This window comes from Flavobacterium chungnamense (assembly GCF_039539165.1).
In the GTDB taxonomy this organism is placed as follows: domain Bacteria; phylum Bacteroidota; class Bacteroidia; order Flavobacteriales; family Flavobacteriaceae; genus Flavobacterium; species Flavobacterium chungnamense.
In genome coordinates this window covers 106,141-121,281 of the sequence record NZ_BAABCS010000010.1, presented here as the reverse complement: position 1 = coordinate 121,281, position 15,141 = coordinate 106,141, and the positions used below count along the sequence as shown (strand labels likewise).

At 32.5% G+C, this 15,141-nt stretch carries 13 protein-coding genes; 1 reads left to right on the top strand and 12 read right to left on the bottom strand.

Annotated features, from left to right (window positions below; translation table 11 throughout):
- Nucleotides 1-50: 50 nt before the first annotated feature.
- The 8 genes from nuoF to aspS form a co-directional block, all read right to left on the bottom strand.
- A complete protein-coding gene (gene nuoF / locus ABD771_RS05935) occupies nt 51-1,418 on the bottom strand; it encodes an NADH-quinone oxidoreductase subunit NuoF (RefSeq protein WP_345092023.1) in 1,368 nt (455 codons plus the stop codon).
- 4 nt (nt 1,419-1,422) lie between these two features.
- On the bottom strand, nt 1,423-1,953 hold the full coding sequence (locus ABD771_RS05930; RefSeq protein ID WP_345092019.1) for a complex I 24 kDa subunit family protein: 531 nt from the start codon (nt 1,951-1,953) through the stop codon (nt 1,423-1,425).
- Nucleotides 1,954-2,032: 79 nt separating this feature from the next.
- Nucleotides 2,033-3,268, bottom strand: a complete 1,236-nt coding sequence (gene nuoD / locus ABD771_RS05925) for an NADH dehydrogenase (quinone) subunit D (RefSeq protein ID WP_345092016.1) — start codon at nt 3,266-3,268, stop codon at nt 2,033-2,035.
- A 28-nt stretch (nt 3,269-3,296) separates the two neighbouring features.
- Nucleotides 3,297-3,818, bottom strand: coding sequence for an NADH-quinone oxidoreductase subunit C (locus ABD771_RS05920; RefSeq protein ID WP_345092013.1), 522 nt, complete (start codon nt 3,816-3,818; stop codon nt 3,297-3,299).
- A 1-nt stretch (nt 3,819) separates the two neighbouring features.
- On the bottom strand, nt 3,820-4,365 hold the full coding sequence (locus ABD771_RS05915) for an NADH-quinone oxidoreductase subunit B (protein WP_298116535.1): 546 nt from the start codon (nt 4,363-4,365) through the stop codon (nt 3,820-3,822).
- Between the two features lie 32 nt (nt 4,366-4,397).
- The gene (locus tag ABD771_RS05910) at nt 4,398-4,763 is read right to left on the bottom strand and encodes an NADH-quinone oxidoreductase subunit A (protein WP_345092115.1); all 366 of its coding nucleotides are present in this window, start codon (nt 4,761-4,763) and stop codon (nt 4,398-4,400) included.
- Nucleotides 4,764-4,966: 203 nt separating this feature from the next.
- Nucleotides 4,967-5,167, bottom strand: a complete 201-nt coding sequence (locus tag ABD771_RS05905) for a cold-shock protein (RefSeq protein ID WP_298116537.1) — start codon at nt 5,165-5,167, stop codon at nt 4,967-4,969.
- Nucleotides 5,168-5,388: 221 nt separating this feature from the next.
- A complete protein-coding gene (aspS, locus tag ABD771_RS05900; RefSeq protein WP_345092008.1) occupies nt 5,389-7,140 on the bottom strand; it encodes an aspartate--tRNA ligase in 1,752 nt (583 codons plus the stop codon).
- Between the two features lie 160 nt (nt 7,141-7,300).
- Here aspS and ABD771_RS05895 point away from each other — a divergent pair, with 160 nt between their 5' ends.
- Entirely contained in the window at nt 7,301-8,299 is a 999-nt protein-coding gene (locus tag ABD771_RS05895; RefSeq protein ID WP_345092005.1) for a TlpA family protein disulfide reductase, read from the top strand.
- 70 nt (nt 8,300-8,369) lie between these two features.
- Here the strand turns inward: ABD771_RS05895 and ABD771_RS05890 are convergent, their stop codons facing one another.
- The 4 genes from ABD771_RS05890 to ABD771_RS05875 form a co-directional block, all read right to left on the bottom strand.
- Nucleotides 8,370-11,840 (bottom strand): efflux RND transporter permease subunit, encoded by a 3,471-nt coding sequence (locus tag ABD771_RS05890; RefSeq protein ID WP_345092002.1) that lies wholly within the window; start codon nt 11,838-11,840, stop codon nt 8,370-8,372.
- A 75-nt stretch (nt 11,841-11,915) separates the two neighbouring features.
- On the bottom strand, nt 11,916-13,061 hold the full coding sequence (locus ABD771_RS05885) for an efflux RND transporter periplasmic adaptor subunit (protein WP_345091999.1): 1,146 nt from the start codon (nt 13,059-13,061) through the stop codon (nt 11,916-11,918).
- A gap of 51 nt (nt 13,062-13,112) precedes the next feature.
- Nucleotides 13,113-14,435, bottom strand: a complete 1,323-nt coding sequence (locus ABD771_RS05880; RefSeq protein ID WP_345091996.1) for a TolC family protein — start codon at nt 14,433-14,435, stop codon at nt 13,113-13,115.
- Between the two features lie 98 nt (nt 14,436-14,533).
- Complete coding sequence (locus ABD771_RS05875) at nt 14,534-15,127, bottom strand: TetR/AcrR family transcriptional regulator (RefSeq protein WP_345091993.1); 594 nt, start codon at nt 15,125-15,127, stop codon at nt 14,534-14,536.
- Nucleotides 15,128-15,141 lie beyond the last annotated feature (14 nt).

The window sequence follows — 15,141 nt, the reverse complement described above, 5'->3', positions numbered from 1 at the left end:
TTTAAGTGTTTCCACTTCGTACTTCCAACTTATAACTTCGTACTTTTAAATTATATTTCTTGTTTTGCTACTAAATGTCCCATTTTTTCAAATGGTTCAGCAACAAAGTGATCTCTATTTTTTACTTTTTCTGGGAAACGAATATGGTATTCAAATTCCTCTTTGAAATGACGAATTGCCGCAGCAACTGGCCATGAAGCCGCGTCACCTAATGGACAAATTGTATTTCCTTCAATTTTAGATTGAATACTCCACAACAATTCGATGTCTTCTTCGCGTCCATGACCGTTTTCAATTCGGTGTAATACTTTCTCTAACCAACCTGTTCCTTCGCGGCATGGTGTGCATTGTCCGCAAGATTCATGGTGGTAGAAACGTGAAAAATTCCAAGTATTACGAACAATACATGCTCTATCATCATAAACAATAAATCCTCCAGAACCTAACATAGAACCAGTTGCGAATCCACCATCAGATAAACTTTCGTAAGTCATTAATCGGTCTTCACCAGCAGCAGTTTTGTAAATTAAATTGGCTGGTAAAATTGGCACCGAACTTCCTCCAGGAACTAACGCTTTTAATGGTCTGTCGGTTTGCATTCCACCACAATATTCATCAGAATTCATGAATTCGTAAACAGAAACACCCAATTCAATTTCGAAAACGCCTTGATTTTTTATGTTTCCAGATGCTGAAATTAATTTGGTTCCAGTTGAACGACCAATTCCGATTGCAGCATAGTCAGTACCCGAATTATTGATAATCCAAGGCACAGCAGCAATCGTTTCTACGTTATTTACTACGGTTGGATTTTGCCAAAGACCTTTAACAGCTGGAAATGGTGGTTTCAATCTTGGATTTCCACGATTTCCTTCTAGTGATTCAATTAGTGCAGTTTCTTCTCCGCAGATGTAAGCACCACCACCAATTTGAACGAAAAGTTCTAAATCGTAACCTGAACCTAGTATATTTTTACCCAACCAACCAGCAGCTTTTGCTTCGGCAATGGCTCTTTCTAAAATTTTGTAAACCCACATGTATTCACCACGAATGTAGATGTAGGATAAGTTTGCTCCAAGAGCGTAACTTGATGTAATCATTCCTTCAATCAAAAGGTGAGGAATGTACTCCATTAAGAAACGGTCTTTGAAAGTTCCTGGCTCTGATTCGTCAGCATTACAAACTAAATGTCTTGGATTACCTGATTTTTTATCGATAAAACTCCATTTCATTCCCGCTGGAAATCCTGCACCACCACGTCCTCGAAGTCCTGAAGTTTTTACTTCTTCAACAACTTCATCTGGAGTCATTTTTTTCAAGGCTTTTTCTACTGATGCGTAACCGCCTTCACGACGATATACTTCATAAGTTTTAATTCCTGGAACGTTTATTTTGTCTAATAATATTTTTCTTCCCATGATACTATTTATCGTGTAAAGTGATTTTTCCGTCTTTACAATCAGACACTAACTGATCGATTTTTTCTTTTGTTAAATGCTCTTGGTAGAAATCACCCAATTGCATCATTGGAGCATATCCGCAAGCGCCAAGACATTCCACACCGCGAACTTCAAACATCATGTCTGGAGTTGGTTCGCCTACTTTTACACCCAATTTAGAACAGGTGTAATCCATTAAATCTTCCACTCCGTTTTGACAACAAGGAGAAGTTTGACAGAATTCAAACATGTATTTTCCAATTGGACGTTGGTTGAACATCGTGTAAAAAGTTACAACTTCGTAAACTTCAATATTTTGAATTTGAAGAATTTCAGCAACTTTGTTTTGCAATTCAATACTCAACCAATTGTCGTGAGCATCTTGAACTTCGTGCAAAACTGGTAGTAAAGCCGATTTTTGTTTGCCTTCAGGATAATGACTGATTAATTCATTGATACGGTTCATCAATGATTCAGTTATGTTTATCTCTTGTTTTATATGTGATCTTTCCATTTCTAATTTTAGATATTAAATTTTAGATTTTAGATATTTGAATCTGCAATCTAAAATCTGCATTCTGCAATCTTTCTTATTATGCGTCTAATTCTCCAGCAATTACATTTAAACTTGATAATATTACGATGGCGTCAGATAACATTCCACCTTTAATCATTTCTGTATAAGCTTGATAGTAAATGAAGCAAGGTCTTCTAAAGTGAAGTCTGTATGGCGTTCTACTTCCGTCAGTTATTAAATAAAATCCTAATTCTCCATTTCCGCCTTCTACAGGATGATAGATTTCTGCTACTGGAACTGGGACTTCACCCATCACGATTTTAAAGTGATAAATTAAGCTTTCCATATTGTGGTAAACATCTTCTTTTGGAGGCAAATAATAATCAGGAACATCAGCATGAATTGGTCCTTCTGGTAATTTTGCTAATGCTTGTTTGATGATGCTTAAACTTTCCCAAACTTCGGCATTTCTTACACAAAATCTATCGTAAGTATCACCTGATTTTCCTACAGGAACATCAAATTCAAAATCTTCATAAGAAGAATAAGGTTGTGCTTTTCTAACGTCATAATCAATTCCGGCAGCACGTAAATTAGGTCCAGTTAAACCATATTGCATTGCTTTTTCAGCAGTGATTGGTCCGACATTCACAGTTCTGTCGATGAAAATTCTGTTTCTTTCGAAAAGGTTTTCAAATTCTTTCCAAGCAACTGGAAAATCTGTTAAAAAAGTGTCTAATTTTTTGAAGGCAGCTTCCGACCAATCTCTTTCGAAACCACCGATTCTACCCATATTTGTTGTAAGACGAGCACCACAAATTTCTTCGTAAATTTCGTATACTTTTTCTCTAAATTGGAATACATAAAGGAAACCTGTATAAGCTCCAGTATCAACTCCTAGAATCGAATTACAGATTAAGTGGTCTGTTATACGCGCTAATTCCATTACGATAACTCTTAAATATTGAGCCCGTTTTGGAACTTCAATTTCTAATAATTTTTCGACTGTCATCCACCAAGCCATGTTATTAATAGGAGAAGAACAGTAGTTCATTCTGTCAGTCAAAACATTTACCTGATAAAAAGGACGGTTTTCTGCAATTTTTTCAAAAGCACGGTGAATGTAACCAATGGTTGGTTCTGCATCAAGAATTCGTTCACCATCCATAAGCAAGATATTTTGAAAAATACCATGTGTTGCTGGATGCGTTGGACCAAGATTTAATATTGAAAGCTCGCTTCCGTCTTCGTTGCGAGTTTGTTCAATAACTTTGGCATATCGATGCTCTGGTAATAATAATAAGTCTGACATTTTATAATGTTGAATTATTTATTTTGTTTTATATTTTTTGTGCCGTTCTTCCAAAGAAACGATCGTCTTTATCTGTTCTACCGCTATCTTCCATTGGAAATTCTTTTCGCATCGGAAAAGAAACCATTTCATCCATATTCAAAATACGTTTCAATTGTGGGTGACCTATGAAATTGATTCCGTAAAAGTCAAATGTTTCTCTTTCCATCCAATTGGTGCAAAGAAATAAATCGGTCATTGAATGAACTTCCGGATTTTCACCATTAAGATAAGTAGTTATTCTAATTCTAACATTTTCAACCCAATTGTGAAGATGATAAACTACTGCAAATTGATGATTTTCATCATTGTCTGGATAGTGAACCCCACATAAATCGGTTAAGAAGTGAAAATTTAAATCCTCTTCTGTTTTTAAAGTTCTAATTACTTCGTAGATAGCATCTGAAGTAGCTTCGAATGAAAAAATATCTCGACTCATAGAAAAATTCAAAGCTTTGTTTCCAAATTTTTGAGTCATTTTTTCTTGTATGTATGCCGTTTCTAAAGCCATATTATAGGTTGTAAGAAGCTAATAATTCTTTATATTCTGGAGAATTCCTTCTGCGAACAGATTCATTCTTCACTAATTCTTGTAATTGCATTACGCCATCAACAATTTGTTCTGGTCTTGGAGGACAACCTGGTACATAAACGTCTACTGGAATTACTTTGTCAATTCCTTGTAAAACAGAATATGTATCGAAAACTCCACCTGAACACGCACAAGCACCAACAGAAATCACCCAACGAGGTTCAGACATTTGTTCGTAAACTTGACGTAAAATAGGTGCCATTTTTTTAGAAATCGTTCCCATTACCATTAACATATCGGCTTGTCGCGGAGAAAAGCTTACTCTTTCTGAACCAAAACGCGCTAAATCGTAATGAGACGCCATGGTAGCCATGAACTCAATACCACAGCAAGAAGTTGCAAAAGGTAAAGGCCAAAGTGAATTAGCACGTGCTAACCCAACAACATCATTTAGTTTAGTAGCGAAGAATCCTTCACCTGTTACTCCTTCTGGTGGAGCAACCATTTTTGTTTTAGAATCACTCATTTATAATTCGTAATTTATAATTCGTAATTAATCTATTCCCACTCTAATGCTTTCTTCTTAATAATGTAGAAGAAACCAACTAAAAGTAACAACATGAAAATAACCATTTTTATCATTCCATCTATTCCTAATTCTTTAAAATTTACCGCCCAAGGATACAAGAATATAACCTCTACATCAAAAAGCACAAAAAGAATTGCAACAAGAAAATATTTTACAGAAAAAGGAATACGAGCATTTCCTACAGATTCAATACCGCATTCGAAATTTTTATCTTTGTTTTTAGAATGTCTTTTTGGTCCAAGAAAACTAGAACCAATAATAGTTGCGACAACAAATCCTATTGCTAGACCAGCTTGCATTAAGATTGGTAAATAATCAATTTGTGTAGATGGCATGTCTCTAAAAGTTAGTATTTGTAAAATAGCTACAAATATACATTGCATTATTTAATTCTCAAAAATCATTAGATAAACGTTTGTTATTTATCCGTTAAAATCGTTTATTTAAACCTATTCTAAATAATATTTATTAAAACAAAAAAACGCTCTGAAATTTTCAGAGCGTTTAGACCATTTAGGCAATCAAAAAATAATATATATTAGTCTTCGATAACTACTACTTGAGCAGCTACTTTACCTTTTCTTCCTTCTTCTTCTTCGTAAGAAACTTTGTCTCCTTCGTTTAAGTTTTCAGCTTTAATACCTGTAGCGTGAACGAAAATGTCTTTTCCATTTTCATCATCTGTAATGAATCCGTAACCTTTAGACTCATTGAAAAATTTAACTGTACCTGTGCGCATTTTGTAATGTAAAAAAAATTAATAATGGTCAAAGATATACTTATTTATGACATAGCAAACAAAAATTAAATAAAATTTTAAAAATTTTATAATAATTTAAAATTATAATTGAATGATTTTCAACATAATATTTGAAAAATTCTAAATTTTGTAATAGAAAAAGCAACTATTTATAAATTTTTAAATAGTTGCTTTTATAATATTTGAGAATTTGATAGTTTTTACTTCAAATCAACTTTTATGTGTAATTCGTTCAATTGTAAGTCATCAATTACAGATGGCGCATCAATCATTACATCTCTTCCAGAATTGTTTTTTGGAAAGGCAATAAAATCACGAATGGTTTCTTGACCACCAAGAATTGCTACTAATCTATCCAATCCAAATGCTAAACCTCCGTGTGGTGGTGCTCCAAATTGGAACGCATCCATCAAGAATCCAAACTGATTACGAGCTTCTTCTTCTGTAAATCCTAAATATTTGAACATTAATTGTTGGGTTGCTTTATCGTGAATTCTAATAGAACCACCACCAATTTCATTCCCGTTTAAAACCATATCGTAAGCATTGGCACGAACTTTTCCTGGATTTGTTGCTAACAATTCCATGTCTTCTGGTTTTGGCGAAGTAAATGGATGGTGCATTGCATGCCATCTTCCAGATTCTTCATCCAATTCTAATAATGGGAAATCTACAACCCATAATGGAGCAAATTCTGCTGGATTTCTTAATCCTAATCGTGTTGCTAATTCCATTCTTAATGCAGAAAGTTGCGTTCTAGTTTTGTCAGCTGGACCAGAAAGCACAAAAATCATATCACCAGCTTTTGCACCAGTAATTTCTGCCCATTTTGCTAAATCGTCTTGGTCGTAGAATTTATCTACCGATGATTTATAAGTTCCATCAGCCTCACATTTTACATAAACCATTCCAGATGCGCCAACTTGTGGACGTTTTACCCAATCAATCAATGCATCAATTTCTTTACGAGTATAATTTGCGCAATTTGGAGCTGCAATTCCAACAACTAATTCAGCGGAATTGAAAACTGGAAATTCTTTGTGTTTTGCTACTTCGTTTAACTCACCAAATTTCATATCAAAACGAATATCTGGTTTGTCGTTACCGTAAGTTTTCATTGCGTAATCGTAGGTAATTCTTGGGAATTTTTCTACTTCAATGCCTTTTATCTCTTTTAGTAAATGACGTGTTAATCCTTCAAATACATTTAAAATATCTTCTTGTTCTACAAATGCCATTTCGCAATCGATTTGGGTGAACTCTGGCTGTCTATCGGCACGTAAATCTTCGTCACGGAAACATTTTACAATTTGAAAATATTTATCCATTCCACCAACCATCAATAGTTGTTTGAATGTTTGAGGTGATTGTGGTAAAGCATAAAACTGACCTTCGTTCATTCTACTTGGAACTACGAAATCTCGAGCACCTTCTGGAGTTGATTTGATTAAATAAGGTGTTTCAACTTCACAAAAATCCAAATTAGAAAGGTAATTTCTAACTGCTTGTGCTACTTTATGACGGAACAACAAACTGTTTTTAACTGGATTTCTACGAATATCCAAGTAACGGTATTTCATTCTAATGTCTTCACCTCCGTCGGTTTCATCTTCAATAGTGAAAGGTGGAGTTAAAGCTGCATTTAGAATTGTCATTTCTTTTACAAGAATTTCAATTTCGCCAGTTGCAATATTTTTATTTTTGGCTTCACGCTCAATTACAGTTCCTTTTACTTTAACTACAAATTCTCTTCCAAGGGTTTTAGCCAATTCAAAAACTGATTTTTCGGAACGACTTTCGTCAAATAACAATTGAGTTATTCCATATCGGTCTCGTAAATCAACCCAATTCATGAATCCCTTATCTCTTGATTTTTGTACCCAACCAGCAAGTGTTACTTCTTGATTAATATGTGAGGCGTTCAACTCACCACAATTATGACTTCTATACATTTGGAATAAAATTTTTTTATAAATAAAAATACGACCTTCGGTCTCGAGTGCAAAAGTAAAAAACTTCAACCGAAAATAAACACTAAATATTTTCATAATGAATAATTGATGGTAAATAAATTTAACTACATTTGGTTTTACTTAAATTAAAATTAATGATATGAAAAAATTTGGATTCTTTTTATTTGCGCTTGTTTTATCAAATATAAGCTTTGGGCAAGATAATGTTGTAAAGTTTGAAGCAGATGTTGCTCACAGAAATGGCGATATCCTTTTTATTAAAAATAATAGAATTATTGTAAAAGAAATTAAAGTAGAAGGTGATGGACATTTTAGTTCGTCATTTGAAATTAAAGAAGGAATGTATCAATTGTTTGATGGGGCTGAGTACAGTGAACTGTTTTTGAAAAATGGTTTTGACTTAAAATTGAAAATGGATGCAGAAAATTTTGACGAATCGATTGTTTATTCTGGAAAAGGAGCAGCGGAGAATAATTATTTAGCTCAAAAAATATTGAGTGAAAGTAAATTTGATGCAGAAAGTCTTTTTGCTGCTAAAACTATGGAAGAGTTTACCGCTAAAATTACAGAAAAGCAAAAAGGAGATATTGCAAAGTTGGATGCTGTAAAATTAGATCCAAATTTTGTTGCACTACAGAAAAAAGCTATGGAAACAGAAATGTTTCAAATGAAGATGTATTTTGGAGAGAAACTAAAACAACAAAAATTAAACAATACTCAAGCACCTTCTTTTGATTATGAAAACCATGCAGGTGGAAAAACAAAGTTAGAGGATTTAAAAGGTAAGTATGTTTATATTGATGTTTGGGCAACTTGGTGTGGACCTTGTCGTGCTGAAATTCCTTCACTTCAAAAAATTGAAGAGAAATATCATGATAAAAAAATTGCTTTTGTAAGTATCTCTGTTGATGAGCAAAAAGATTATGAGAAGTGGAAAAAGTTTGTCGTTGAAAAACAACTTGGAGGAATTCAATTGTATGCTGATAAAAATTGGATGTCTGATTTTATTAAAGCATTTGGAATTAATTCTATTCCAAGATTTATTTTAATCGATCCAACTGGAAAAGTGGTTAATGCAGATGCTGATAGACCTTCAAACCCTAAATTGCAAGAACAACTTGATGCTTTATTGAAATAATAGAAATCATTTTATAAAATAAAAAGCTCCGAATATTCTTCGGAGCTTTTTTGTTTAATAAACAATTTTATTAATCTTCAGTTGCAATTCTTCTGTTTTCTCTTCTGTCTCTCAATTTATATTTTACTCGTTTTACTAAGTAGAACATTACTGGAACCATAATCAAAGTTAAAACAGTTGCATAGGTTAATCCGAAGATGATAGTCCATGCTAATGGTCCCCAAAACATTACGTTATCTCCACCAATAAATATATGTGGATTTAAGTCTGTTATTAAAGAGAAAAAGTCAAAGTTTAAACCAATTGCCAAAGGAATTAATCCTAGAACCGCCGTTAAAGCAGTCAATAATACTGGACGTAAACGAGATTTACCTGATTCGATGATTACTTCTTTTATTTCTTCAAGCGATAAATCATCGTGGCTTGATAAATGCTTGTCTGCTACTTTTTTATCTAATAAAAGTACAAAGAAGTCCATTAATACAATTCCGTTTTTTACTACAATTCCGGCAAGAGAAATAATCCCCATCATTGTCATTAGGATTACGAAATCCATATTTGCAATGACATATCCGTAGAAAACTCCACTGAAACTCAAGATAACTGTAAATAAAATTACCATTGTTTTTGAAACCGAATTAAATTGCAAAACAATAATAATTGTGATTCCTGCCAAGGCTAAAAACAGTGCGTACATCAAGAAACTTTGATTCTTTCCTTGTTCTTCTTGAACTCCAGAAAACGAATAGGTTACTGTTTTTGGTAATTCATATCCTTTTAATTCTGTTTGAATTTGTTTTGTTATTTCGTCACCATTAAAACCTGTTAAAACATTAGAATAAACCGTCATGATTCGTTTTTGGTTTTTTCTTTTGATTTGGTTGTAAGTAGTCGTTTTTTCCGTTTGAGAAACTGCCGAAATTGGCACTTGCATCATCTGTCCATTATTTTGATTACGGAAAGTTAATGATTGATTGAACAATACATTTTCGTTCTTGCGTTGGTCCTCTTGCATACGCATCGTAATATTATAATCGTCGTCACCTTCTTTATAAGTTGAGATTTCTTGACCATAAACGGAACGACGTAAATTAAATCCTAATTGTCCTGTTGAAACGCCTAAACTTCCTGCACTAACTCTATCTACTTTTACTTCAAGTTCTGGACTTTCTTTATTAACATCAACACTCAAACGCTCAATTCCTGGAATGTTTTTGGTATCAATAAAAGCAATCATTTTGTCGGCTTCTTTCAACATCAAATCATAGTCAGTTCCTGTAAGTTGAATACTAATTGGATAACCTGCTGGCGGACCATTTGAATCTTTTTCAACCGTAACAGTTGCGCCTGCAATACCTTTTACTTTAGCACGAATTTCTTCTAAAATTACATTGGTGTCAATGCCTTGACGGAATTTGAATTCAGAGAAATTTACGGTTACTTTTCCTTTGAAAGGTGTTTCCGATGCTGAACCTGCGTCAACATTAGGATTTCCTGCACCAACACCAACTTGAGAAACAATAGATTCTGCCAAGAAATTTTCTTTGGTAGTTTCATCAACATATTTGCTCAAAATTTCGATAACTTGTTTTTCTACAAATAAGGTTGCTTTGTTAGTTTTTTTAATGTCTGTTCCTTGCGGATATTCAATATAAGTAATTACTTGATTTGGAGTATTTTCTGGAAAAAACAATACTTTTCTTGGGAAAATTGCAAGTAAAATGAAGGAGAAAAACAACAAACCAATAATTCCTGCCAAGGCAAACCAAGCTCTTTTTCCTGTCAATATTTTAGCCAAGAAATTTTTGTACTTGTCTTCCATTTTTGGAAAAAAGTTATGTTGAAAATCTTGCGTCCATTGGTGTAATTTTAGTTTGTACAACCACATTAATCCTAATGAAATTATTGCTAAATGTCCAATTGCTTTAGCAAATTTTGAATCATAAATATTACCAAGTATCACAAAAATTACAGCTATTACTGTAAATACAATTGAATAGGTCTTTGCTGATTTTTTAGAAACATTTTTATCTTCAATAGCCATAGAACCACCAGTCATGGCAGCATTTACAACCATTGCCACAAATAATGAAGCCGTAAGTGTAACTGTCAATGTAATTGGGAAATATTTCATGAATTTACCCATAGTTCCTGGCCACAATGCAAATGGTAAAAATGCCATAAGTGTTGTTGCAGTTGAGGATATTACAGGCCAAGCAATTTCGCCAATACCAACTTTGGAAGCGGTAACTCTATCCATTCCTTTTTTCATGTTGGCAAAAACGTTGTCTACAACTACGATTCCGTCGTCAACAAGCATTCCTAATCCCATAACTAATCCGAAAAGAACCATAGTGTTTAAGGTCAATCCAAACATAGAAAGAATACTAAAAGCCATCAACATAGAAAGCGGAATTGCTGCTCCAACGAAAAGCGAATTTCGTAATCCCATAGTAAACATCAATACAATCATTACCAACACAATACCAAAAATAATGTGGTTTGATAATTCACTAACTTGGTGTTCAACTCTTGATGATTGATCGTTTGAAAGTGTTAGTTTTAAGTTAGATGGCAAATATGAAGTTTCCGCTTTTTCTAATTTTTCTTTTACTTGCTCAATAGCCGAAATCATGTTTTGATTAGAACGTTTTTTTACATTCAACATCACCACTTCAGTTCCTTTTTCACGAGCATAGGTAGTTTTTTCTTTTTCCTTGAAACTGATTGTTGCAATATCTTTTAGATAAACTGCGCCACCATAAGATTTGATTATAATATTTTCTAATTCTTTAGGATCTTTTATTTCACCCACAATTCTGATGTTATTTCTAGAACCTTGAGAAACTAAATTTCCACCCGAAAGTGTCATGTTTTCATATTTCACAGCATTTTGAATTTCGTCAAAAGAAACTTGTGCAGCGGTCATTTTGAAAATATCTACAGCGATTTCAACTTCTTTATCATCGACACCAAGAATATCTACTTTTTTAACTTCTGGAATTTCTTCAATATCATCTTGAAGCAATTCGCCATATTTTTTAAGTTGTTGTGTAGTATAATTTCCTTGCAAATTGATATTTAAAATTGGCACTTCTTCTGAAATGTTTAATTCAAATACGTTTGGTTCTACTTTGCTTCCGTTGTCAAGATTTGGCCAATCTGTATCCGCTTTAGAAAAATCGACTTTGTCTTTGATTTTAGTTTTCGCTTCTTCAATACCAACTTTATCGGCAAATTCAACGATAATCATACCATAATCTTGAAACGAACTAGAAGTGATTTTTTCAACACCAGAAATGTTTTTAAATTCTTTTTCAAGTGGTTTGATAACTAATTTTTCAACATCTTCGGCAGAATTTCCTGGGAAAACAGACGAAATGTAAACTTTGTTCTCAATGATTTCTGGAAAATCTTCACGAGGCATTGTTACATAGGCAATTACACCTGTAACAACGATTAATAAGGTCAAGATGTAAACAGTAACTCGATTGTCAACTGCCCAACTTGATATACTGAATTCTTTATTTGTGTGACTCATATATTTTGTTGTTGGTTGTCGGTTATCAGTTGTCGGTTTAGAACTGACAACAGAAAACTGACAACTATTTTACATTTAGAAATTAAGTTTCATTCCGTCTGCAATAGTGTTTACACCTTCTATTACAATAATGTCATTTGCTGATAATCCGCTTACAATTTCGGTTACATTATCAGAAGATTTTCCAATTTTTACAAGTACTTTTTTAGCAGTTCCTGTTTTTCCATTAGAATTAGTTACCGTGAAAACAAATTTGTTTTTTGTTCCATCTTCTTGAATAACATTGCTTGGAACTACAATCGAATTTTTATTGGTATAATCAATGATTTTTAGTTTTGCAACTTGATTTGGACGTAATAAGTTTTCTGGATTTGGTACACTTACTTCAATTCCGAAACTTCTGTTATTTGGATTTAAATAATTACCTACTTGACGCACTCTTCCTTTGTAAGTTTTGCCCAAAGAAGTTAAGAAAACATCAACTTCGGTACCAACTTTTAGTTTTCCGATATAGGTTTCAGGAACAGATGTTGAAACATACATGTTTCCAAGATTTATTATCCTCATCAAACCTTGTGGACTTGGCGAAACAATTTGCCCTTTTTCTACAAAAACTTCGTCTATTGTTCCTGAAAAAGGAGCACGAATTAATGTTTTAGATACTTGAGCTCTCATCTGCGCAACGGCTTTTTGAGCAGAAACCATTTGAGTTTGAGCTTGAAGAAATTGAATTTCAGAGCCAATTTTTTTATCCCAAAGATTTTTTTGTCTTTCAAATGATGTTTTTGCCAATGCATATTGGTTTTCCAAACTTGCCAATTGTTGACTCATACCTGCATCATCAACTCTACCAAGAATTTGTCCTTTAGAAACTCTTTGTCCTGCTTTTACAGTTAAAGAAGTAAGGTTTCCACCGAATTCTGGTTGAACAAGAATGTTTTCTTTTGTGTCAACATTACCTTGAATTTCTAAATAGTGATTAAAAGTAGTATCTTTTACAGTTAAGACAGAAACTAAAGCTTCTTGATTTTTAACATCTACTAATTTTGAAAGAGCTTCATCAATTTTAGCTAAATCAGCTTGAATAACACCTTTTTTTGTTTGAAGATCTTTTACATTACCAGCTTTAATTAATTCATCAACAGTTGTAGCATTTTCTTTTTTGGAACAAGACAATATCGATAAAGATATTATAGTGATTAAAAGTATTTTTTTACTCATGACTTTTATTTTTTGGAATTCGTGAATTGTCGATTTCATATTTTTTTGGGATTAGTTTTTGTTTATTAATTTTTCTAAAGTTGCTTTTTTATTGATCACATCAAGCATTGCTTGAAGATAATTTTGTTGAGCAGAGTATAATTGTTCTTGAGCTTTCGTTAAATCGAAACTACTAGCCAAACCTTCTGTAAATTTGATTTGGTTTTTGTTTTCAATTCGTTCTGCTAAATTCAAATTACTTTTATAAGTTGTCAGTTGTTCTAAACTAAATTCATAATCACTTTTAGCTTTTTCAAATTGTAGTTTTAGTTTTTGTTCGGTTTCTGTTAATTGTGTTTTAGATTGTTCTAAAGCAATTTTTGCTTGTTGTGTTCTAGAACTTCTTCCAAAACTACTAAAAATAGGAACGTTTAAATTAATACCAAGATTAGAATAGTTATACCATTTTTGATCTTGATTTAAAAAATTGAATTCATTTCCAAAGGAATTGTAACCAAAATTTACTGCTGCTCCAAGTGATGGTAAAGCTTTACTTTTTTCTAACTTTAAAAGTAATTCTTTACTAGTTTGAAGATTTTGACCTATTTGATAATCAATGTTGTTTGTCACATTAAACTCTTCTTTTAATAATGCTAGGTCAACATTAGATTGTGTTAAGCTGTCTAACTTATCTGTTAGTTTTAACTCTTTATCTAAGTTTATTCCTAACAACAATTTCATCATATCATTTGCTATTGTTTTTTGACGCTTTACATTTTCTAGGGAACTATTAATGGATGCTAAAGTGATTTGTAATTGTTCTACATTTTCTTCTTCAATCAATCCGTTTTTATAGATTTCTTTGGTGTCAGACAACGTTTTTTCTAAAATACCTTTGTTTTTTTGAAGTATTAAAATGCTTTCGTCAGCTAAAAGCACATTTCCATAAGAGTTTATTACAATCTCTTTAATTTCTTGTGTAGTTTTTACTTTTGCATTTTCAGATATTTTCAAATAGGTTTTTGCTGATTGCAATCCTACCAAATAAGAGCCATCAAAAATTAATTGACTCAATGTTGCAGAAGCATTCATATTGTGTTTAGTTCCAAAAGTTAATGCTGTTGGAACACCACCAAAATCAATAATATTGGTTTGTAATTTAAAATTATTTTGATAGCCAACAGCTCCATTAATTTGAGGTAAACCTATTGTAGTAGTTTCCCATTTTTTTTGTTTAGCTGTTTCAATATCTCTGTTTGCATTAATTACTGAATAATTATTTTGAACAGCATGTTCAATGGCTTGTTTTAGTGTAAAAGAATAGCTTTTTTTTTGTTCCTGGGCTTGCAGTAAAGAAGCAAAGAAAAGTAAGGTTAGAATGATTTTGTTTTTCATATGTAAATATTATTTGTTTTTTGGTGCATATGTATCGCTATTTTCATAGATGTTTGCATTCGCAGACTTGTGTTTATGGCGATTTCATGGATTGTTGATTATATATAGTTTATTAATTGTTTTTCTAATTCTATTATTCCTTTAGGTGTTGCAATGGCTCTTGTATGATATTCTAATGCTTTTCCTTCTAGTTTGTAGGCGTCACTTTCTAATTGAGTATTTTCATTTATTGAAAAAATAAGGGTGTAATAGAATTTTGTAGCCGATTCAACATCTGTTTCTTGCCTATAAAGTCCTTGTTGAATTCCTTTTACAATATTTTGAGAAAACATTTTATTGCAATCTTCAATTTCATTGGCCATCATTTTCTCATAAATTTCAGGATAGTGTTTTTTCAATTGATACGCTGGTGAATGATCAAAAGATTGAAACATTTCCTTGAACATTTTACGTATTTCAAAATTTTCTTCAATTGCATTAAGGTTTTTTGCTACAACTTCATCCATTAGAGCATGAATATTTTGATGAATAACTTCTGTTCCTTCTTCAATTAATTTCTCTTTGTTGCTAAAATATTTGTAAATTGTTTTTTTAGAAATGCACATTTCACAAGCAATATCATCCATAGTTACACTCTTGAAACCAAGTTTCAGGAACATGTCTGTTGCTTTTTTGATGATTTTTTCTTTCATTTTTCTTCTAAATT

Excerpts from the sequence above, each read along its gene's own strand:
- nuoF (WP_345092023.1), bottom strand. The coding sequence starts at position 1,418 with ATGGGAAGAAAAATATTATTAGACAAAATAAACGTTCCAGGAATTAAA.
- ABD771_RS05930 (WP_345092019.1), bottom strand. The coding sequence starts at position 1,953 with ATGGAAAGATCACATATAAAACAAGAGATAAACATAACTGAATCATTG.
- nuoD (WP_345092016.1), bottom strand. The coding sequence starts at position 3,268 with ATGTCAGACTTATTATTATTACCAGAGCATCGATATGCCAAAGTTATT.
- ABD771_RS05920 (WP_345092013.1), bottom strand. The coding sequence starts at position 3,818 with ATGGCTTTAGAAACGGCATACATACAAGAAAAAATGACTCAAAAATTT.
- ABD771_RS05915 (WP_298116535.1), bottom strand. The coding sequence starts at position 4,365 with ATGAGTGATTCTAAAACAAAAATGGTTGCTCCACCAGAAGGAGTAACA.
- ABD771_RS05910 (WP_345092115.1), bottom strand. The coding sequence starts at position 4,763 with ATGCCATCTACACAAATTGATTATTTACCAATCTTAATGCAAGCTGGT.
- ABD771_RS05905 (WP_298116537.1), bottom strand. The coding sequence starts at position 5,167 with ATGCGCACAGGTACAGTTAAATTTTTCAATGAGTCTAAAGGTTACGGA.
- aspS (WP_345092008.1), bottom strand. The coding sequence starts at position 7,140 with ATGTATAGAAGTCATAATTGTGGTGAGTTGAACGCCTCACATATTAAT.
- ABD771_RS05895 (WP_345092005.1), top strand. The coding sequence starts at position 7,301 with ATGAAAAAATTTGGATTCTTTTTATTTGCGCTTGTTTTATCAAATATA.
- ABD771_RS05890 (WP_345092002.1), bottom strand. The coding sequence starts at position 11,840 with ATGAGTCACACAAATAAAGAATTCAGTATATCAAGTTGGGCAGTTGAC.
- ABD771_RS05885 (WP_345091999.1), bottom strand. The coding sequence starts at position 13,061 with ATGAGTAAAAAAATACTTTTAATCACTATAATATCTTTATCGATATTG.
- ABD771_RS05880 (WP_345091996.1), bottom strand. The coding sequence starts at position 14,435 with ATGAAAAACAAAATCATTCTAACCTTACTTTTCTTTGCTTCTTTACTG.
- ABD771_RS05875 (WP_345091993.1), bottom strand. The coding sequence starts at position 15,127 with ATGAAAGAAAAAATCATCAAAAAAGCAACAGACATGTTCCTGAAACTT.